Genomic DNA, 15,446 nt, shown 5'->3' on the forward strand with positions numbered 1-15,446 from the left:
GTCTTACATCCTCTGGTTCCCCGTGTCTCCGTGGTAAACGTATCAACCCATGAACAATGAAGAACTTCTAGACACACTCGTAGGCACAGAAATCGCCATCGTCGGCATGGCCGGCCGCTTCCCCGGCGCGGAAGATATAGACACATTCTGGCGCAATGTGCGCGACGGCCGTGAAGCCCTGCGCGCCTACACCGACGACGAACTACGCCAGGCCGGCGTCAGCGAAGCGCTGCTGCGCCATCCCAATTACGTGCGCATGGGCATGCCCCTAGACAGTATGGAACTGTTCGACGCCGCCTTCTTTGGCTTTGGCCCCCGCGACGCGGCCATCATGGACCCGCAGCATCGCCATTTCCTGGAAGTGTGTTGGGAAGCGCTGGAACACGCCGGCCACGACCCCGCCCGCTTCAACGGGGCGATTGGCGTCTTTGGCGGCTCCGGCCACAACGCCTACCTGCCCTTCAACCTGCTGACCAACCCCGACCTGCTGCAAACAGTGGGCTTTTTCTTGCTGCGCCACACCGGCAACGACAAAGATTTCCTGACGACCCGCGTCTCCTACCTGCTGGATTTGCGCGGTCCCAGCGTTAACGTGCAAACCGCCTGCTCCACCTCGCTGGTCGCCATCCATTTTGCCGTGCAAAGCCTGCTCAACCGCGAATGCGACATGGCTCTGGCCGGGGGCGTCACCCTGGAACTGCCCCATCGCCAGGGCTACCTGTACCAGGACGGCGAAATTTTATCGCCCGACGGCCACTGCCGCTCCTTCGACGCCGATTCCGAAGGCACGGTGTTTGGCAGCGGCGCAGGCGTAGTCGCCCTGCGGCGGCTGGCCGACGCCATTGAATCCGGCGATACGATTCACGCTGTCATCTTAGGCTCGGCTATCAACAACGATGGCGCGGGCAAGGTGAGCTATCTGGCCCCCAGCGTAGATGGGCAGTCGGCGGCCATCGCCGAAGCGATTGAGCTGGCGGGCGTTGCGGCCGATACCATCACCTACGTGGAGGCGCACGGCACGGGCACTCGCATCGGCGACCCGATTGAAGTACAAGCATTGACCCAGGCGTTTCGCCATTCCACCGACAAAACCGGCTACTGCGGCCTCGGTTCGGCCAAGACCAACATCGGTCACCTGGATACGGCCGCTGGCGTGGCCGGGCTGATCAAAACGGTGCAGGCGCTGAAGCACAAGCAGCTTCCACCCAGCCTGAATTACAGCAAGCCCAACCCGCTGATTGATTTTGACAGCAGTCCGTTTTATGTCAACCATACGCTGCAAGATTGGCGCGTGGCTGGCTCCCCGCGTCGCGCCGGGGTCAGTTCTCTGGGCGTCGGCGGGACCAATGCCCACATCATTTTGGAAGAAGCGCCAGAACTAGAGCCAACGGAGGGGGGGCGACGGCCGTATGAACTCCTGCCCCTCTCCGCCAAAACCCAAACCGCCCTGGACCGCGCCAGCGAACGCCTGGCCGCCTATCTGCAAGACCACCCGGGTGTAAACCTGTCCGACGTGGCCTACACCTTGCAGCTAGGTCGCCAACCCTTCGCCCGGCGGCGCATCCTGGCCGCCAGCAGCACAGCCGAAGCGCTGGAACTGCTGCAAGCCAACGACCGCAAGCGCATCCTCAGCCAATCCATCGTCGCCGAAAAACCGTCGCTGGTTTTTATGTTCCCCGGCGGTGGGGCGCAGTATCCCAACATGGGTCGGGAACTGTATGAGACCGAACCCGTCTACCGCGAACAGATTGATTTGTGTCTGGCCTGGCTGAAAGAGCAGTTAGACGTAGACTTACAGGCCATCATGTTCCCCCCACCGGGCGCGGAAGAGGCGGCGGCTCAAGATCTGCAAAGAGCCTCGCTCTCCTTGCCCGCCATCTTCATGGCTGAACTGGCCCTGGGCAGGCTGCTGCTCTCCTGGGGCATCGAACCGGCAGCCATGACCGGCCACAGCCTGGGCGAATACACCGCCGCCTGCCTGGCCGGTGTTCTTTCGCCCATAGACGCCCTGTCCATCGTCACCCTGCGCGGCAAACTGTTTGAATCGCTGCCCGAAGGGGCCATGATCAGCGTGCCCCTGCCGGAAGCGGAAGTACAGCCGCTGCTGATTGAAGATTTAGGCGTGGCCGTCATTAACAGCCCCGAGATGTGCGTGGTTTCTGGCCGCGTGGCGGCGGTGGCCCGCATGGAAGCGCTGCTGGCTGAGAAGGGCATCGAATCGCGCCGGGTAAAAATCCGCGTGGCGGCCCATTCGGCCATGCTGGACCCGATTCTGGCCGAGTTCGAGCGCCATCTGCAAACCATCACCTTCCACCCGCCGCAAATCCCCTTCATCTCCAACTACACCGGAACCTGGGCGGACCCGCAGCAGGTGACGACGCCCGGCTATTGGGTGACGCACCTGCGGCGCACGGTGCGCTTTGCCGCCGGGTTGGAGACGTTGATGCAGGAAAACGGCCGTATCTTCCTGGAAGTGGGTCCTGGCCAGACGCTCAGTTCCCTGGTGCGCCAACACCCGGCCAAACAAAACAGCCATACGGCCGTGCCCACCATGCGCCACAGCCAGGAAGAGATCTCCGACGCGCTGTTCCTGACAAACACCATTGGCCGACTGTGGCTGGCCGGGGCGGCCATACCCTGGGATAGGCGCTACGAAGGCGAAACACGGCGGCGCATCCCGCTGCCCACCTATTCATTTGACCATCAGCGCTTTTGGATTGAGCCGGGCAAGGTATTGGGTACGGCCGTCACCCCCGCCCCCGCCCCTTTGCGCAAACTGCCAGACATCAACCAATGGTTCTACAAACCAGAGTGGACCCGCAGCGAGATTTCCCTACCCGCCAACGCCGATACCCCACTGACCTGGCTCATTTTTACCGATGAATTGGGCGTGGGCGCTGCATTGGGCGCGAAGCTGCAAGCCACCGGCCACGACGTGGTGTTTGTCCGCCCCGGCGCAGCCTTTGCCCGCCCCACCCTGAACCAATACCAGATCGCCCCCGACCAGGTGGAAGATTACCAGCAGTTGTTAAGCGAACTGGAGAGCCAAAATCTGTTCCCACAGCGCATCTTGCACTTGTGGACGGTGAATGAACGGCCGGCGGGGCAAACGGCCGTAGCCGCCTACCACCACAACCAAACCCTCGGCTTCTACAGCCTGCTCCATCTGGCTCAGGCTCTAGCCGCCGAAGAACGGCCAGACAAAATACACCTGCGCATCCTCACCAACGGCGCGCTGCACGTCGGCCAGACGGCCGCCGCCGCGCCCGAAAAAGCCACCCTGGTTGGCCCGGCGCGGGTTATCCCCCACGAACTAGCCCACGTCGCCGGGCAGCTGCTAGACATCTCCCTCCCACCCACCGCCAAACCAGGCGCACCACACAGCGCCGACAGCCTGGCCCCCATCGTCGCCCGGCTCTTCGATGAGATTCGCGCCGACCTCGACGAACCCATCATCGCCTATCAGGCTGGGCAGCGCTGGGCGCAGCGCTTTGTCCCAACCTCCCTGGCGGCGCAAAAGGAGCTGAACAGTGTCATCAAAGATGGCGGCGTCTACCTGATCACCGGCGGGCTGGGCGGCATCGGCCTGGTCATGGCCCACAACCTGGCGCAGCAAGCGCGCGTCAAACTCGTCCTGACATCCCGCTCTGGCCTGCCCGACCGGGCGGAATGGGACAACTGGCTGGCCCGCAGCGGCGAAACCGACGCCGCCAGCCGGGCCATTCAGCAGGTACGCGCCCTGGAAGCGGCCGGCGCCGAAGTCCTGGTGGTCCAGGCGGACAGCGCCGACCGGGCGCAAATGGGCGCTCTACTGCAAACCGTGCGCCAGCGCTTCGGCGCTATTCAGGGCGTTGTCCACAGCGCCGGGGTCATTAACGACAGCCTCATCCCGTTCAAAACCCGCGAAGAAGCGCAGCGCGTGCTGCGCCCCAAAGTGGAAGGCGCGCTGCTGTTAGACGAACTGCTGGCCGGGACGCCGCTAGATTTCTTCGTTTTGTTTTCCTCCACCAGTACCGTGTTAGGCCCAGTCGGGCAGATTGATTACGTGTCGGCCAACGCCTTCCTCAACGCTTTTGCCGGCAGCTTTGCCGCCCGCACCCAGGTTCCAACCATCGCCCTGAACTGGGGGGTGTGGCAGGAAGTAGGCATGGCCGCCCGTGCGGCGCGGGGCGAACTGACCGAGCCAATTGGTGCGCCAATGCCCCATCCACTGCTGCGTCGGCTGGTGGTGGACGCCCCGGACCGCCTGGAGTACGTCACCGATTACCGCGTTAGCGATTATTGGCTGCTGGACCAACACCGCCTGAAGAACAACGAAGCGCTGCTGCCGGGAACTGGATATCTGGAAATTGCCAAAGCGGCGCTGGACAAAGGCGCGCCCAACGGCGCGGTGGAAATTCGGGACCTGGTGTTTATGCAGCCCCTCGGCGTAGAGGCGGATGAGACGCGGCGGGTGAAAGTGCTGCTGGAAAAAGAAGGGGATGAGGCGTTTGCCTTCACGGTGGCCAGTCAGAACGGCCGTAACCAATCCGATTGGCTAGAACATGCGCGAGGCATAGTCGCCCGCGCCGCCGGCGCCGCGCCGCTGCCCTGCAACTTGCAAGAAATTGTGGACCGCTGCCAGAAGCGCACCCTGACGCTGGGCCTGATGGAACAACAAACAGAGCAAGAGGCCTATCTAAACTTTGGCCCGCGTTGGAAAAATCTGCGCCGCCTTTATTTTGGTCAGGGTGAAGCGCTGGCTTACCTGGAACTGCCACCCCAATTTGCCGCCGATACCCAGGCGTACCTGGTGCATCCGGCGCTGATGGACCTGGCAACCAGTTTTGCCCTACCGCTCATTGATGGCTACGATGGGCAACAGTCGTTTTACGTGCCTTTTGTGTACCGGCAGGTGCGTATTGACCATCCACTGCCGGACAAAATTTACAGCCACGCCCGCCTGCGTGTCGGTAATGCACCCGACATGCCGGAATTTGACGTGACGATTTATGATGAAGCAGGACGGCCGTTAATAGACATCCGCAGTTTCACCCTGAAAAAGATAGACCCGACCGCGCTGCTGAAACCGGCGGCAGCACGGCCGTCGGCCGCCAAAACAACGCTGCTAGACCTGGCGCTTACCGATGGCATCCTGCCAGCCGAAGGGGCCGACGCCTTTAACCGCGTCCTGACCGGCGGTGCGCCGACGCAAATCATCGTCTCGTCGCTAGATTTGGCGGCGCTGATCGCCCAGGCACAAGAGAATGAAGCAGAAACGGAAGCTGAATCTTCCGGCAGCCTAAAGCTGGAACGACCAGACCTGCAAAGCGATTTTGTCGCCCCAAGCAACCCGGTGGAAAGAACGCTGGCCGGAATGTGGCAGGAGATGCTGGGCATCAGCCAGGTTGGTATTCACGATGATTTCTTCGATCTGGGCGGGCAATCGCTCATTGCCGTGCGCTTTTTTGCCCGGATTAAGAAAACCTATGGCCTGAATTTGTCGCTGGCGACCTTGTTCACAGCCCCGACTATTGCCGCGTTGGCCGAATTGGTGGTGGAGGAATTGGGGGATGGGGTGTTGGCAGAAACTGCCGTGCCTGAAATCCTAACCGCAAAACCCACCCCGCGCAAACGGCGCGAATGGTCGCCGCTGGTACTCATCGAAAAGGGACAGGCAGGCAAACGGCCGTTCTTCTGCGCCCATGGCGCTGGCGGCAATGTCTTAAACTTCCGCGACATTTCCCGTTTTCTGGGCAAAGACCAACCCTTTTATGGCCTGCAAGCTCTGGGTGTAGATGGCAAACAGGAACCGCTGTCTACCATCGAAGCCATGGCCGAACTGTACCTGCCGCCCATCCTGGAGACCCAGCCCAATGGTCCCTACATCCTGGGCGGCTACTCTGGTGGAGGTGTGATTGCCTATGAAATGGCGCAGCGCTTGCGCAGCCAGAGCAAACAGGTGGACATGGTTGTCTTCTTCGATACGTTCCACCCCGGGCTGGGGATGCTGCACAAAAGCCGGCCAGAACAGTGGGCTGATCTGCGCGCCAATGGGCCAGGCTACCTGACCAAACGGACGCAGCAGAAAATCAAGCGAGATTATGAACGGCTGAGCAAGGAAATACGACTGAAGTATTATACGCGCCAGGGTGGCGAACTGCCGTTTGAACTACGCGATTATAAGTTGACCACCAATTTTTTAAATGCGGCGTCGCGTTACCAACCACAACCGTATAACGGCCGTGTACTGCTGTTCACCGCCGCCGAGACGGCCGAAGTATACCGCCACGCCGGGTTGGACCGGGGCTGGAAAAATCTGGTCCCCAATCTGGAAATCGTCGTCATTCCGGGCAACCATGATAGTTTGATTTTGGAGCCTAACGTGTATACGGTGGTGGAGAAGTTACGCGAGGCGTTGAGGAGCTGATGTAGTGTTCAGTGTTCAGTAAGAGGTCTAACTGAGTATGGGAGCGCAGGCGTCCCGCCTGCCAATGCGGGCAAGATGCTCGCGCTCCGTTTCGATCTACTGATACTGAACTGACTACTGCTTACTATCCCACGCCAGGGCCAGGGCTTCTTCACGGCTGTGGATTTCCCCGGCGGCCTGGGCTTCGCGGATCAGGCGCAGCAGACGACCGATTTCCGGCCCAGGTTTTAGCTGCAATTGGCGCGCCAGTTCATGCCCGTCCAGCAGCGGCGGCGGGGCGATGGTGTCGGCGTGGTGGTCGAAATAATGGCGCAGCAGGCGGGCGACCACGTTTACCAGATGCGCCCATATCTCCATCGGGCCAGGACCGTCATAAGTTGCCAGGTGGTCGGCCAGACTGAGCAGGCCAATGTCCAGCCCGGCGGTTTGCGTGGCCTGGAAGTAGCGGTAAATAGCCCGGCGTGAAGGCAGCCCAGCAGTTCCGGCTAACTGCAACGGCCGCATATGCCCGGCGACAATAACTTCGACGTGTTTGATGGCCTGGTTGCTCAGGCAAAGCTGGCGCAAACGGCCGTTCGCCATCGCCGCCCCCACCCCATCATGCCCCAGAAAACGAATACGGCCGTCGGCCTCGATGGTTTGCGTCGCTTTTTTGCCCACGTCATGAAACAGCGCCCCCAAACGGAGCAGCACACGGCCGTCCAGACTGCCATCCACCGGCCGCGCCAGGTGTTCGGCCAGATGGGGGGCGTAAGGGGCCAATGCCTGCTGGGCAATGTGTAGGCTGTCATCGGGGGTGGGGATTTGGCTGACGACGGCCGTCTCCACCAGCGCCAGCCAGCGTAACACTTGAACAGTGTGGGGCAGCACAGCAAACAGGTGCGGCGGCGATTGGGCCACGCCGTCCAGCGCGGCAATTTCCGGCAGCACCTCGGCCAACACACCCAACTGCCACATGTCGCTGAGAGCCTGGTGTGGTACGGCCGTGTTGAACAGCTTCAGCAGTTCGTCGCGCACCCGTTCAATGGACGCCTGGGACAGCAGGGGGGCAGCGGCGCGCACGGCCGCGCCTGTTTCTGGCGTCAGGCTCAGATCCAGCGTCAGGCATTGGCGGATGGCGCGTAAGGCACGCACCGGGTCATGGGCCAACGCCTCTGGTTGTACCAGGCGCAGACGGCGGGCAGCCAGGTCTGCCAGCCCGCCGTGAGGATCAACGAGCGCGGCCTGGGTAACGGCCGTCGCCGGCAGAGCCATCGCGTTGACGGTAAAGTCGCGGTCCTGCAAATCGGCGGCCAGGTCTGGCCCGCGAAAGCGAGAAAAATCCAGGGTAGTATCCGCTTCGCGCAGCACCACCCGCCCGGCGTCGCGCTCCTGGTCCAGCACATAAGCCGGCCTATGCAGAAAATCGGCCACCTTAAAAGCCAGGCGAATGGCCTGGTCGGGCACGACAAAATCCAGGTCGTGGCCGGGGCGACCCAGTAAGGCGTCGCGCACGGCCCCGCCCACCAGGTAAACGGGGATGTCGAGTTCGGCGAAGAACGGCCGTAAATCGGCCAACAGCGGCGGCAAGGCCAGCGGTTCCCCACCCGACGCTTCCACGTAGCGCAGCGCCAGCCGCTCCTTGGGGCGGTTGTGCTGCGCCAATCGTCTGGCCGCCTCCGGCGTCTCGCCAACGCCAGCCACCTGGCCTTGAATCAGCGCCACCCAACGGCCGGCATAAGGGGTGAGGTCTATAGCAAAAGATGAAGTCATGGCAAACGATGAACGTATCTTCTCAATATCTTGGGGTAATCGGTAGCAAAGAGGTAAAAGCCGGGTTTACCCGGCGCTGTTTTATAGACCGGCGCTTTAGCGCTGGTCGTCGTCGGTGGTCCGCTGCGCCTGGAGCTAAAGCCCCAGGCTAAAAAACGACGCCCTGTAAACGGGGCTAAAGACGACCGTGGCGGCAGCGACAAACCTCTCATAGGCTCCCCCGATTTATTGAGATGTTACCGATGAACGATAAAAAGTCTCACCGAACACTGAACACCGAACACTGAACATGAACACTACGCCGTCAGATGGGCAAAGACGGCCGGTTTTAGCACGGCAATGCACGGCAGATTGCGGTAAAGTTCGTCAAAGTCCAGGCCATAGCCCACCACAAATTCATCGGGGATGTCGAAGCCGACATATTCGACGTGGACATCAATTTCGCGGCGCGAGGGTTTGTTCAGCAGCGAGCAGATGCGCAAGGAGGCAGGCGAACGGGCGAGCAAATTACGGCGCATGTAATCCAGGGTACGGCCGCTGTCTATGATGTCTTCGACAATCAGCACGTGTTTACCAGCAATGGGCTGTTTGAGGTCCATGATGATCTGCACCGCGCCGCTGCTGCTGGTCCCAGAGCCATAGCTGGAAATGCCCATGAAATCAAGGGTGTGCGGCCGTTTCAGAGCGCGGCTCAGGTCAGACAAGAATATATAGCCGCCTTTTAGCACGCAAATCAGCAGCAAATCTTCAATACCTTCATAATCTTCGGTGATTTGGGCAGCAATGGCCTCGATGCGACTCTGCAAAGCAGCCTCATCAATCAAGATGCGGTCAATGTCGGCGGATAGATTGCGGATAGTCTCATTACTCATGGCTGTTTGCTCCATTGCGCGGCGGCAAAACGGCGTGGCACTGCCGACAGCGCGCCTCGTAGGCTTCGGCCGCGCCCACCAGGACGACGGGATCGTCGTAGGCGGCGGGATGGCCTTCGACCAGGCGTTGGGTGCGGCTGGCTTCTTCACCGCAAACCACGCAGATGGCGTGCAGCTTGGTCACCTGTTCGGCGCGGGCCAGCAGAGCGGGCATGGGGCCAAACGGTTCGCCGCGAAAGTCCATGTCTAGCCCGGCGCAAATGACGCGCCTGCCTTGATGGGCCAGCGTTTCGCAGACTTCGACGACCTGGGCATCAAAAAACTGCACCTCGTCAATGGCGACGACGGTGGTTTGCGGTTGTAGTTGGTTTAGAATGTCTGCGGCGCGGCCGACCGGATGGGCTTCAAAGGCATTGCCGACGTGCGAGGTGACTTTTTGGATGTGAAACCGGTCGTCAATGGCTGGTTTAAAGACCTGAACCTGCTGTTGGGCGATGACCGAGCGGCGCAGCAGGCGGATGAGTTCTTCAGTTTTGCCGCTGAACATGCTGCCGCAGATGACTTCAATTTTTCCTCGTGTATGCTTTCCCATAATTGTCGTAGTGACGCTTAAACAAAGAAGGGCAGATACGTTACCGCATCTGCCCTTAGATTGTAACTCGAATGCAACGGCCGTTACTTACTCGATCAGACCCTCGGCGCGCAGGAAGCGTTTGATGTCAATCAGCGCTTTCTGACCAATGCCGGGCAGAGCTAACAGCGCGTCGTCGCCTTCTTTTAACAAGCCGAGTACATCGCCGACGGTGCTGAGATTGGCGTCTTCCAACGCTTTTTCAGCCCGTGTGCCCAGACCCATCGCGCCAACTTCCAAATTGGTGGGAATGGCCTGCTCTTCTTTGACGGCCTGGTCGGTAAGAATGGCTTCGCGGCGCTGCAAACGGCGCATGAAGCGATCAACCTGCCCTTCGGTGTCCAGCAGACGTTGGGTTCCGGTATAGAACGGATGCGTGCCGGACCAGATTTCCACGCGGATTTCGGGGCGGGTAGAGCCAACGGTCATCACAACTTCGCCATCAACGATGACTTTGGCATCGGGATACCATTTGGGATGAATGTCTTGTCTCATGATGCGACGACCTCTTGCGGGGTTGGGGGATAAACACTGACGTATTTACGGCCGTGTTTGGTCTCAAACGTCACCTGGCCTTCGACCAGGGAGTAGATGGTGTAATCTTTGCCCAGCCCCACGTAGTTGCCGGGGCGAATTTTGGTGCCGCGCTGACGAATAATGATGTTGCCGGGAATGACATGCTCGCCGCCAAATCGTTTGACGCCAAGGCGTTTTGAGTTGCTGTCACGGCCGTTTCGTGTCGAACCGCCACCTTTCTTATGTGCCATGATTCTCTCTCCTTAACCGGCGATGATCTCATCTATGCGTAATCGGGTATAGCTTTGCCGATGCCCTCTCCGCCGACGATACCGATTCTTCGCCTTGTATTTCCACACAAAAATCTTTTTACCACGATATTGTTCGACGACCGTCGCCTTTACCGAAACGCCTGCCAGTGTTGGCTGTCCAACTTTTACGCCTGTGCCATTGGCCAGGAGCAAAACATTTTCCAGCTCGATTTGGTCACCGACTTCGTAGGGCAGCTTCTCGACAGAGAAACTATGACCCTCTTCGGCGCGGTACTGCCGGCCGCCACTTTCTACGATTGCGTACACAACATACCTCCAAAAAGAACCGGCATACAAGATGCCGGCTGCTCTGATTATAAAATTGCCTGGGTAGTGGTCGGACAACCCACGCAGCGAAGGAGAATTATAGCCGCCCCATCTGGGGTTGTCAAAGAAGATGCTGTTTTTTCCACCTGCCGATGCATCGGCTATAATCACAGGGATGCTCAATTTGCTGTTTGGCGTGATTGGATTGTTGGTGGGTGGCCTGATCAACCTGTTGGCCGATGATTTGCCGCACCGGGAACGGCCGTCTCTTCTACCCCACTGCCCAAACCCAGAGTGTGACCACGTTTATGGGCCGGCTGGCTGGCTGGCGGTTGCCCGGCGGCTGGCGGACGGGGAACGCTGTCCGCAGTGCGGCCAACCGCCGCGCCGCCGCCCGCTGCTGGTGGAGGTGGGCACGGCGCTGCTGTTTGCCGCTTTGCCCACCCTGCTGACTCAGCCGCTCACCCTGGCAGTATACGCTCTGTACATCGCCGCGCTGCTGCTAATCATCGTCATAGACCTGGAAAACCGGCTGATTTTGGATGTGGTGACGCTGCCGGGAACGGCCGTTGCCCTGTTGTTCAGCCTCATCTTACCCGGCATCAACCTCATTTCCGCCGCCTTGGGGGCTGTCCTCGGTTTTGTCCTCTTTCTGGGCATCTACTGGCTGGCAAAAGTGACATTTGGGCCGGGAGCCATTGGGCAGGGCGACGTGAAACTGGCCCTGCTGATGGGCGCAATGTTGGGCGTACCCCACATTCTTATCGCCTTGATGATCGGCATCCTGCTGGGCGGCTTCGTCAGCGGGCTGCTGCTGGCGACGCGCCTGGTGAAGCGCAGCACCTATCTACCCTACGGCCAATATCTGGCCGCTGCGGCCATCATCATGCTGCTGTGGGGCCAGCAGATTACCAACTGGCTGTTAGGTTAACGGCCGTAAACCGAAGTCCGTAAACCGTTTTCCGTTGGCAATTGCCTGTGGCAGCGCCCGATGGATTGCCGATTGCGGATTGCCGATTGCGGATTGCGTACACTGGCAGCCTGTCGGAGAAGTCAAAATAGGACGCAGATAAACGCTGAAAACGCTGATATGGAAAGACCACAAACGCTGCCGATGCAGCTATCTAAAGCAAAATTTAACTGGCGACTGCCTTATAAAACGCAACTGCGTTTTTTTTTGCTGCCTTACCTGGTAGGCACGTTGATTTTGGTGGTGATCCCGGCCGTAGCCACCAGCCTGATCGCCTTTACCGAATACAAAGCGATTGGCGTGCCCCGTTTTGTCGGGCTGCAAAACTTCAGAGATTTATTGAGCTTTGGCCTGGTGCGGATGTCGCTGCGCAATTCGGCCATTTTTTTGCTGCTGGCGGTGCCGCTGCGGCTGTTGGGGGCGCTGCTGTTGGCGCTGTTGTTGCAGCGCAAAGGGCGCATGTTTGGGTCGTATCGCACGGCCGTCTACGTGCCCACCATCATCCCCGAAGCCGCCTACGCCCTGTTGTGGCTGTGGATTTTTAACCCGGTCTATGGGCCGCTAAACCTGGTTTTAGGCGGTCTGGGGCTGCCGACGCCCGCCTGGCTCACCGAACCGGGCACGGCGCGGCTGGCCATGGTCATTTTGTCGCTGTTCCAGATGGGCGAGGGGTTTGTGGTGCTGCTGGCCGGTTTAGCCAATATCCCCCGCTCCTTTTACGAATCGGCCAGGGTGGATGGGGCCAACAGCTGGCAATGTTTCTGGCAAATCACCCTGCCGCTGCTGACGCCCTGGCTGATGCTGCTGACATTTCGGGATTTGGTGATAAGTCTGCAAAATACCTTCGCCCCTTCCTTTATTATGACCTATGGTGGGCCTTATTACGCCACCACCTTTGCCCCGCTGTTGATCTACGAGTTGGCTTTCGATTATTTTGAGCTGGGGTTGGCGGCGGCGCTGCTGCTGCTGACTTATGCGCTGTTGGGGCTGATTGTGCTGGGGATTGTCAACATCCTTGGGCTGGGAGGAAGCACCGATGAGGCATAAGTTGGGTTGGCTGCTGCACCATGCGGCCGGGCTGGCGGTGGCGGTCTTGTTTTTGCTGCCGATTTATTGGATTTTTACGGCGTCCTTGCGCCAGCCGGGGCTGCCGCCGCCGACAAGCATTGAGTGGTGGCCGGAGTCGCCGACGTTGGCGAACTATCCTTTCATTTTTAATTTGCTGCCGATGGCCCGCTACATTCGCAATTCGCTGATCGTGGTGGGTACGGCCGTTCCCATCACCGTGTTCATCGCTTCCATCGCCGGCTTTGCCATGTCGCAGGAAGATGATTTGTGGCGGCGGCGGCTGCTCATCGCCAGCATTGTGCTGCTGATGGTCCCTGGGGCGTCGGTGTGGCTGTTCCGCTTCCAGATTTTGCGCTGGCTGGGCCTGATAGATTCGCTGTGGGCGCTGATTGCTCCGGCGTTTGCCGCCGGCAGCCCGCTGTATGTGCTGCTGTTTTTCTGGGCTTACCGGCGCATCCCGGTGGAGATTTTTGAAGCGGCCCGGTTGGATGGCGCGTCGGCCTGGGCAATGTGGCGGCGGTTGGCACGGCCGTTGGTGCGGCCGACGGCCGTTACCGTCATCATCCTCTCTTTCGTCATGTACTGGAGCGATTTTGTCAGCCCGGTGTTGTACATTTTTGATACCAAACTGTACACCCTGCCCATCGGTTTGTAAATTCTCAAGCAGTTAGACCCCACCAACTGGTCGCTGCTCATGGCCGCCTCGGCGGTGATCACCCTGCCTGTCTTGCTCTTGTTCATCATCTTACAGCGCTCTTTTCTGAGCGACCTGTCTATTGCCAGTTTGATGGACCAAAGCTAGCGGCAGGGTTCAGTGTACGGCAATCCATCATGGGAATCTGACAACGGGAGCTAAAAATATGTTGAAACGAATCCTTGTACTGTGTCTTGTCTTGGGGGTGCTGCTGTTGGCGGCCTGCCAATCCGCAAACACCTCAACCGAAAGCACGTCGCAGCCGGCGGTTATCAGCTTCTCCGTTTTTGGCGATCAGGCAGAATATGAAGCCTACGTCAGCCTGGTAGACGCCTTCAGCGCGGCGCACCCAGAGATTACGGTGCAGCTGCAGCATGTGCCCGGCCAGAGTGAATACCGCCAACGGTTAGCCACAGCCTTTTCGGCCGGCCAACCGCCGGATGTGATGCTGCTGAATTACCGCCGCTTTGGCTCTTTTGTGGCCGAGGGTGGATTGGCCCCGCTCGGCGACTATCTGGCCGCCAGCAGCGTGATTACCGAGGCTGATTTTTACCCGGAAGCGACCGAATCGTTTTACCTGGACGGGCAGTTGTGGTGCATCCCGCAGAATTTGTCCAGCCTGGTAATTTATTACAACAAAGATTTGTTTGACGCCGCCAGGCTGCCTTATCCGGCCAACGATTGGAGCCACGCCGACTTTTTGGCGGCGGCGCGGGCGTTGACCAAAGATGTGGATGGCGACGGCCGTACCGACCAATACGGCGTGGGCATCGAGCCGAGCATCTTCCGGCTAGCGCCCTTCATTTGGCAGTTTGGCGGCGAACTGGTAGACAACGAAGCGCGGCCCACCCGCCTGACCCTGGACAGCCCGGAAGCCCTGGCCGCTTTCCAATGGTTTGTGGATTTGCAGCTTAAAGAACACGTTGTGCCCGACGCGGTGGCCGAAGCGGCCCAAGACAGCGAAAGCCGTTTCTTAAACGGCACATTGGCAATGTATTTCAACAGCCGCCGCGGCGTGCCCACCTACCGCACCATCACCGGCTTTGAATGGGATGTGGCCCCGCTGCCACGCGGCCAACAGGCCGCCGGCATCTTGCACAGCGACGCCTACTGCCTGGCCAACGCGGCGGCCAACAAAGACGCCGCCTGGACCTTCATCGAGTTCGCCAATTCCGTCGCCGGCCAGACGATCATCGCCCAATCCGGCCGCACAGTGCCCTCCCTGATTGCCGTCGCCGAATCACCCGCCTTCCTCTCGCCGGACCTGCCCCCGGCCAACAGCCGGGTTTTCCTGGACACCGTGCCGCAAATCCGCCGCGTGCCCATCACGACCACCTGGGTGAGCATTGAGGAAACGGCCGGGCAGGAGATTGAACGGGCTTTTTATGGGCAGGTTGGCGTGGAGGAGGCGGCGGCAACGGCCGTTAGCCTCACCCAACCCTACTTCGACAAAGCCAACACGCCTTAACCCACCGCCCGCAGCCCTCGGCCGCTAAATATGGGGAACCCGACAAATTTTGCCCATTGTCAGGTTCGCCATATTTTTTACCAGCCTTTTGGCAGAATTTACGGTTGGCAAAAAAGCCGGTTCATGAGAGAATCATGAGCCATCAGTAAACGTGTCCCAATGCAGTAGATCAACGGGTGCAGGTTGCATGAACGTCGTTTCACATCAGCACAAATCAAATGGTCGGGATACGGCCGTTTCTCGATTTCAATTCTCCACGGGAGCTTTCTCCCTTCCAATTTCCCCACCGTCTAAACATCTTGCAGATGCCTCCCACTTCGGCTGGCATCCTCTATCATTCAGCCAAATGCACATTGCAACAAACCAGCTCTGGTGATTCCTATAATCACCTAATGTTTGTTGGTATGCACTTTAAGACATCACACCACAACAAGGTTGCCCGTATGAGTATAAGGAGGTGCTATTTTTAATAAAGACAAAAACCATAT

General features: G+C 59.4%; 11 protein-coding genes. 5 read left to right on the plus strand and 6 right to left on the minus strand.

Translation table 11 applies throughout. The features are described 5' to 3' along the window. Positions 1 to 49 precede the first annotated feature (49 nt). On the plus strand, positions 50 to 6,409 hold the full coding sequence (locus tag IPM39_04025) for an SDR family NAD(P)-dependent oxidoreductase (protein ID MBK8985239.1): 6,360 nt from the start codon (positions 50 to 52) through the stop codon (positions 6,407 to 6,409). Between the two features lie 114 nt (positions 6,410 to 6,523). On the opposite strand, the gene IPM39_04030 is transcribed toward IPM39_04025, so the two are convergent. The 6 genes from IPM39_04030 to rplU all read right to left on the minus strand — a co-directional run bounded on the left by IPM39_04030 (position 6,524) and on the right by rplU (position 10,758). Beyond that, complete coding sequence (locus tag IPM39_04030) at positions 6,524 to 8,161, minus strand: HDIG domain-containing protein (GenBank protein ID MBK8985240.1); 1,638 nt, start codon at positions 8,159 to 8,161, stop codon at positions 6,524 to 6,526. Positions 8,162 to 8,457: 296 nt separating this feature from the next. Next, positions 8,458 to 9,018 carry a hypoxanthine phosphoribosyltransferase gene (gene hpt, locus IPM39_04035; GenBank protein ID MBK8985241.1) on the minus strand — a complete coding sequence of 187 codons (561 nt, stop codon included), beginning with the start codon at positions 9,016 to 9,018 and terminating at the stop codon, positions 8,458 to 8,460. Between the two features lie 7 nt (positions 9,019 to 9,025). Then, on the minus strand, positions 9,026 to 9,625 hold the full coding sequence (locus tag IPM39_04040) for a thymidine kinase (protein MBK8985242.1): 600 nt from the start codon (positions 9,623 to 9,625) through the stop codon (positions 9,026 to 9,028). A gap of 87 nt (positions 9,626 to 9,712) precedes the next feature. Beyond that, entirely contained in the window at positions 9,713 to 10,162 is a 450-nt protein-coding gene (rpmE, locus tag IPM39_04045; GenBank protein MBK8985243.1) for a 50S ribosomal protein L31, read from the minus strand. Further along, the gene (gene rpmA / locus IPM39_04050; GenBank protein ID MBK8985244.1) at positions 10,156 to 10,431 is read right to left on the minus strand and encodes a 50S ribosomal protein L27; all 276 of its coding nucleotides are present in this window, start codon (positions 10,429 to 10,431) and stop codon (positions 10,156 to 10,158) included. The genes rpmE and rpmA overlap by 7 nt, the downstream gene beginning before the upstream one ends. Before the next feature lie 12 nt (positions 10,432 to 10,443). Next, a complete protein-coding gene (gene rplU, locus IPM39_04055; GenBank protein ID MBK8985245.1) occupies positions 10,444 to 10,758 on the minus strand; it encodes a 50S ribosomal protein L21 in 315 nt (104 codons plus the stop codon). A 175-nt stretch (positions 10,759 to 10,933) separates the two neighbouring features. Between rplU and IPM39_04060 the strand changes: the two genes are divergently transcribed. The 4 genes from IPM39_04060 (at position 10,934) to IPM39_04075 (ending at position 14,958) form a co-directional block, all read left to right on the plus strand. Then, complete coding sequence (locus IPM39_04060; GenBank protein ID MBK8985246.1) at positions 10,934 to 11,689, plus strand: prepilin peptidase; 756 nt, start codon at positions 10,934 to 10,936, stop codon at positions 11,687 to 11,689. A gap of 159 nt (positions 11,690 to 11,848) precedes the next feature. Then, positions 11,849 to 12,775, plus strand: coding sequence for a sugar ABC transporter permease (locus tag IPM39_04065; protein ID MBK8985247.1), 927 nt, complete (start codon positions 11,849 to 11,851; stop codon positions 12,773 to 12,775). Beyond that, a complete protein-coding gene (locus IPM39_04070; protein ID MBK8985248.1) occupies positions 12,765 to 13,451 on the plus strand; it encodes a carbohydrate ABC transporter permease in 687 nt (228 codons plus the stop codon). The genes IPM39_04065 and IPM39_04070 overlap by 11 nt, the downstream gene beginning before the upstream one ends. Before the next feature lie 205 nt (positions 13,452 to 13,656). Further along, positions 13,657 to 14,958 (plus strand): sugar ABC transporter substrate-binding protein, encoded by a 1,302-nt coding sequence (locus tag IPM39_04075; GenBank protein ID MBK8985249.1) that lies wholly within the window; start codon positions 13,657 to 13,659, stop codon positions 14,956 to 14,958. Positions 14,959 to 15,446: the final 488 nt, after the last annotated feature.

The organism is Candidatus Leptovillus gracilis, from assembly GCA_016716065.1.
GTDB classification, from domain to species: Bacteria; Chloroflexota; Anaerolineae; order Promineifilales; family Promineifilaceae; genus Leptovillus; species Leptovillus gracilis.

What these genes read in the sequence shown, in the direction of transcription:
- IPM39_04025 (MBK8985239.1), top strand. Translation starts at nt 50, where the DNA reads ATGAACAATGAAGAACTTCTAGACACACTCGTAGGCACAGAAATCGCC.
- IPM39_04030 (MBK8985240.1), bottom strand. Translation starts at nt 8,161, where the DNA reads ATGACTTCATCTTTTGCTATAGACCTCACCCCTTATGCCGGCCGTTGG.
- IPM39_04040 (MBK8985242.1), bottom strand. Translation starts at nt 9,625, where the DNA reads ATGGGAAAGCATACACGAGGAAAAATTGAAGTCATCTGCGGCAGCATG.
- rpmA (MBK8985244.1), bottom strand. Translation starts at nt 10,431, where the DNA reads ATGGCACATAAGAAAGGTGGCGGTTCGACACGAAACGGCCGTGACAGC.
- IPM39_04060 (MBK8985246.1), top strand. Translation starts at nt 10,934, where the DNA reads ATGCTCAATTTGCTGTTTGGCGTGATTGGATTGTTGGTGGGTGGCCTG.
- IPM39_04065 (MBK8985247.1), top strand. Translation starts at nt 11,849, where the DNA reads ATGGAAAGACCACAAACGCTGCCGATGCAGCTATCTAAAGCAAAATTT.
- IPM39_04070 (MBK8985248.1), top strand. Translation starts at nt 12,765, where the DNA reads ATGAGGCATAAGTTGGGTTGGCTGCTGCACCATGCGGCCGGGCTGGCG.
- IPM39_04075 (MBK8985249.1), top strand. Translation starts at nt 13,657, where the DNA reads ATGTTGAAACGAATCCTTGTACTGTGTCTTGTCTTGGGGGTGCTGCTG.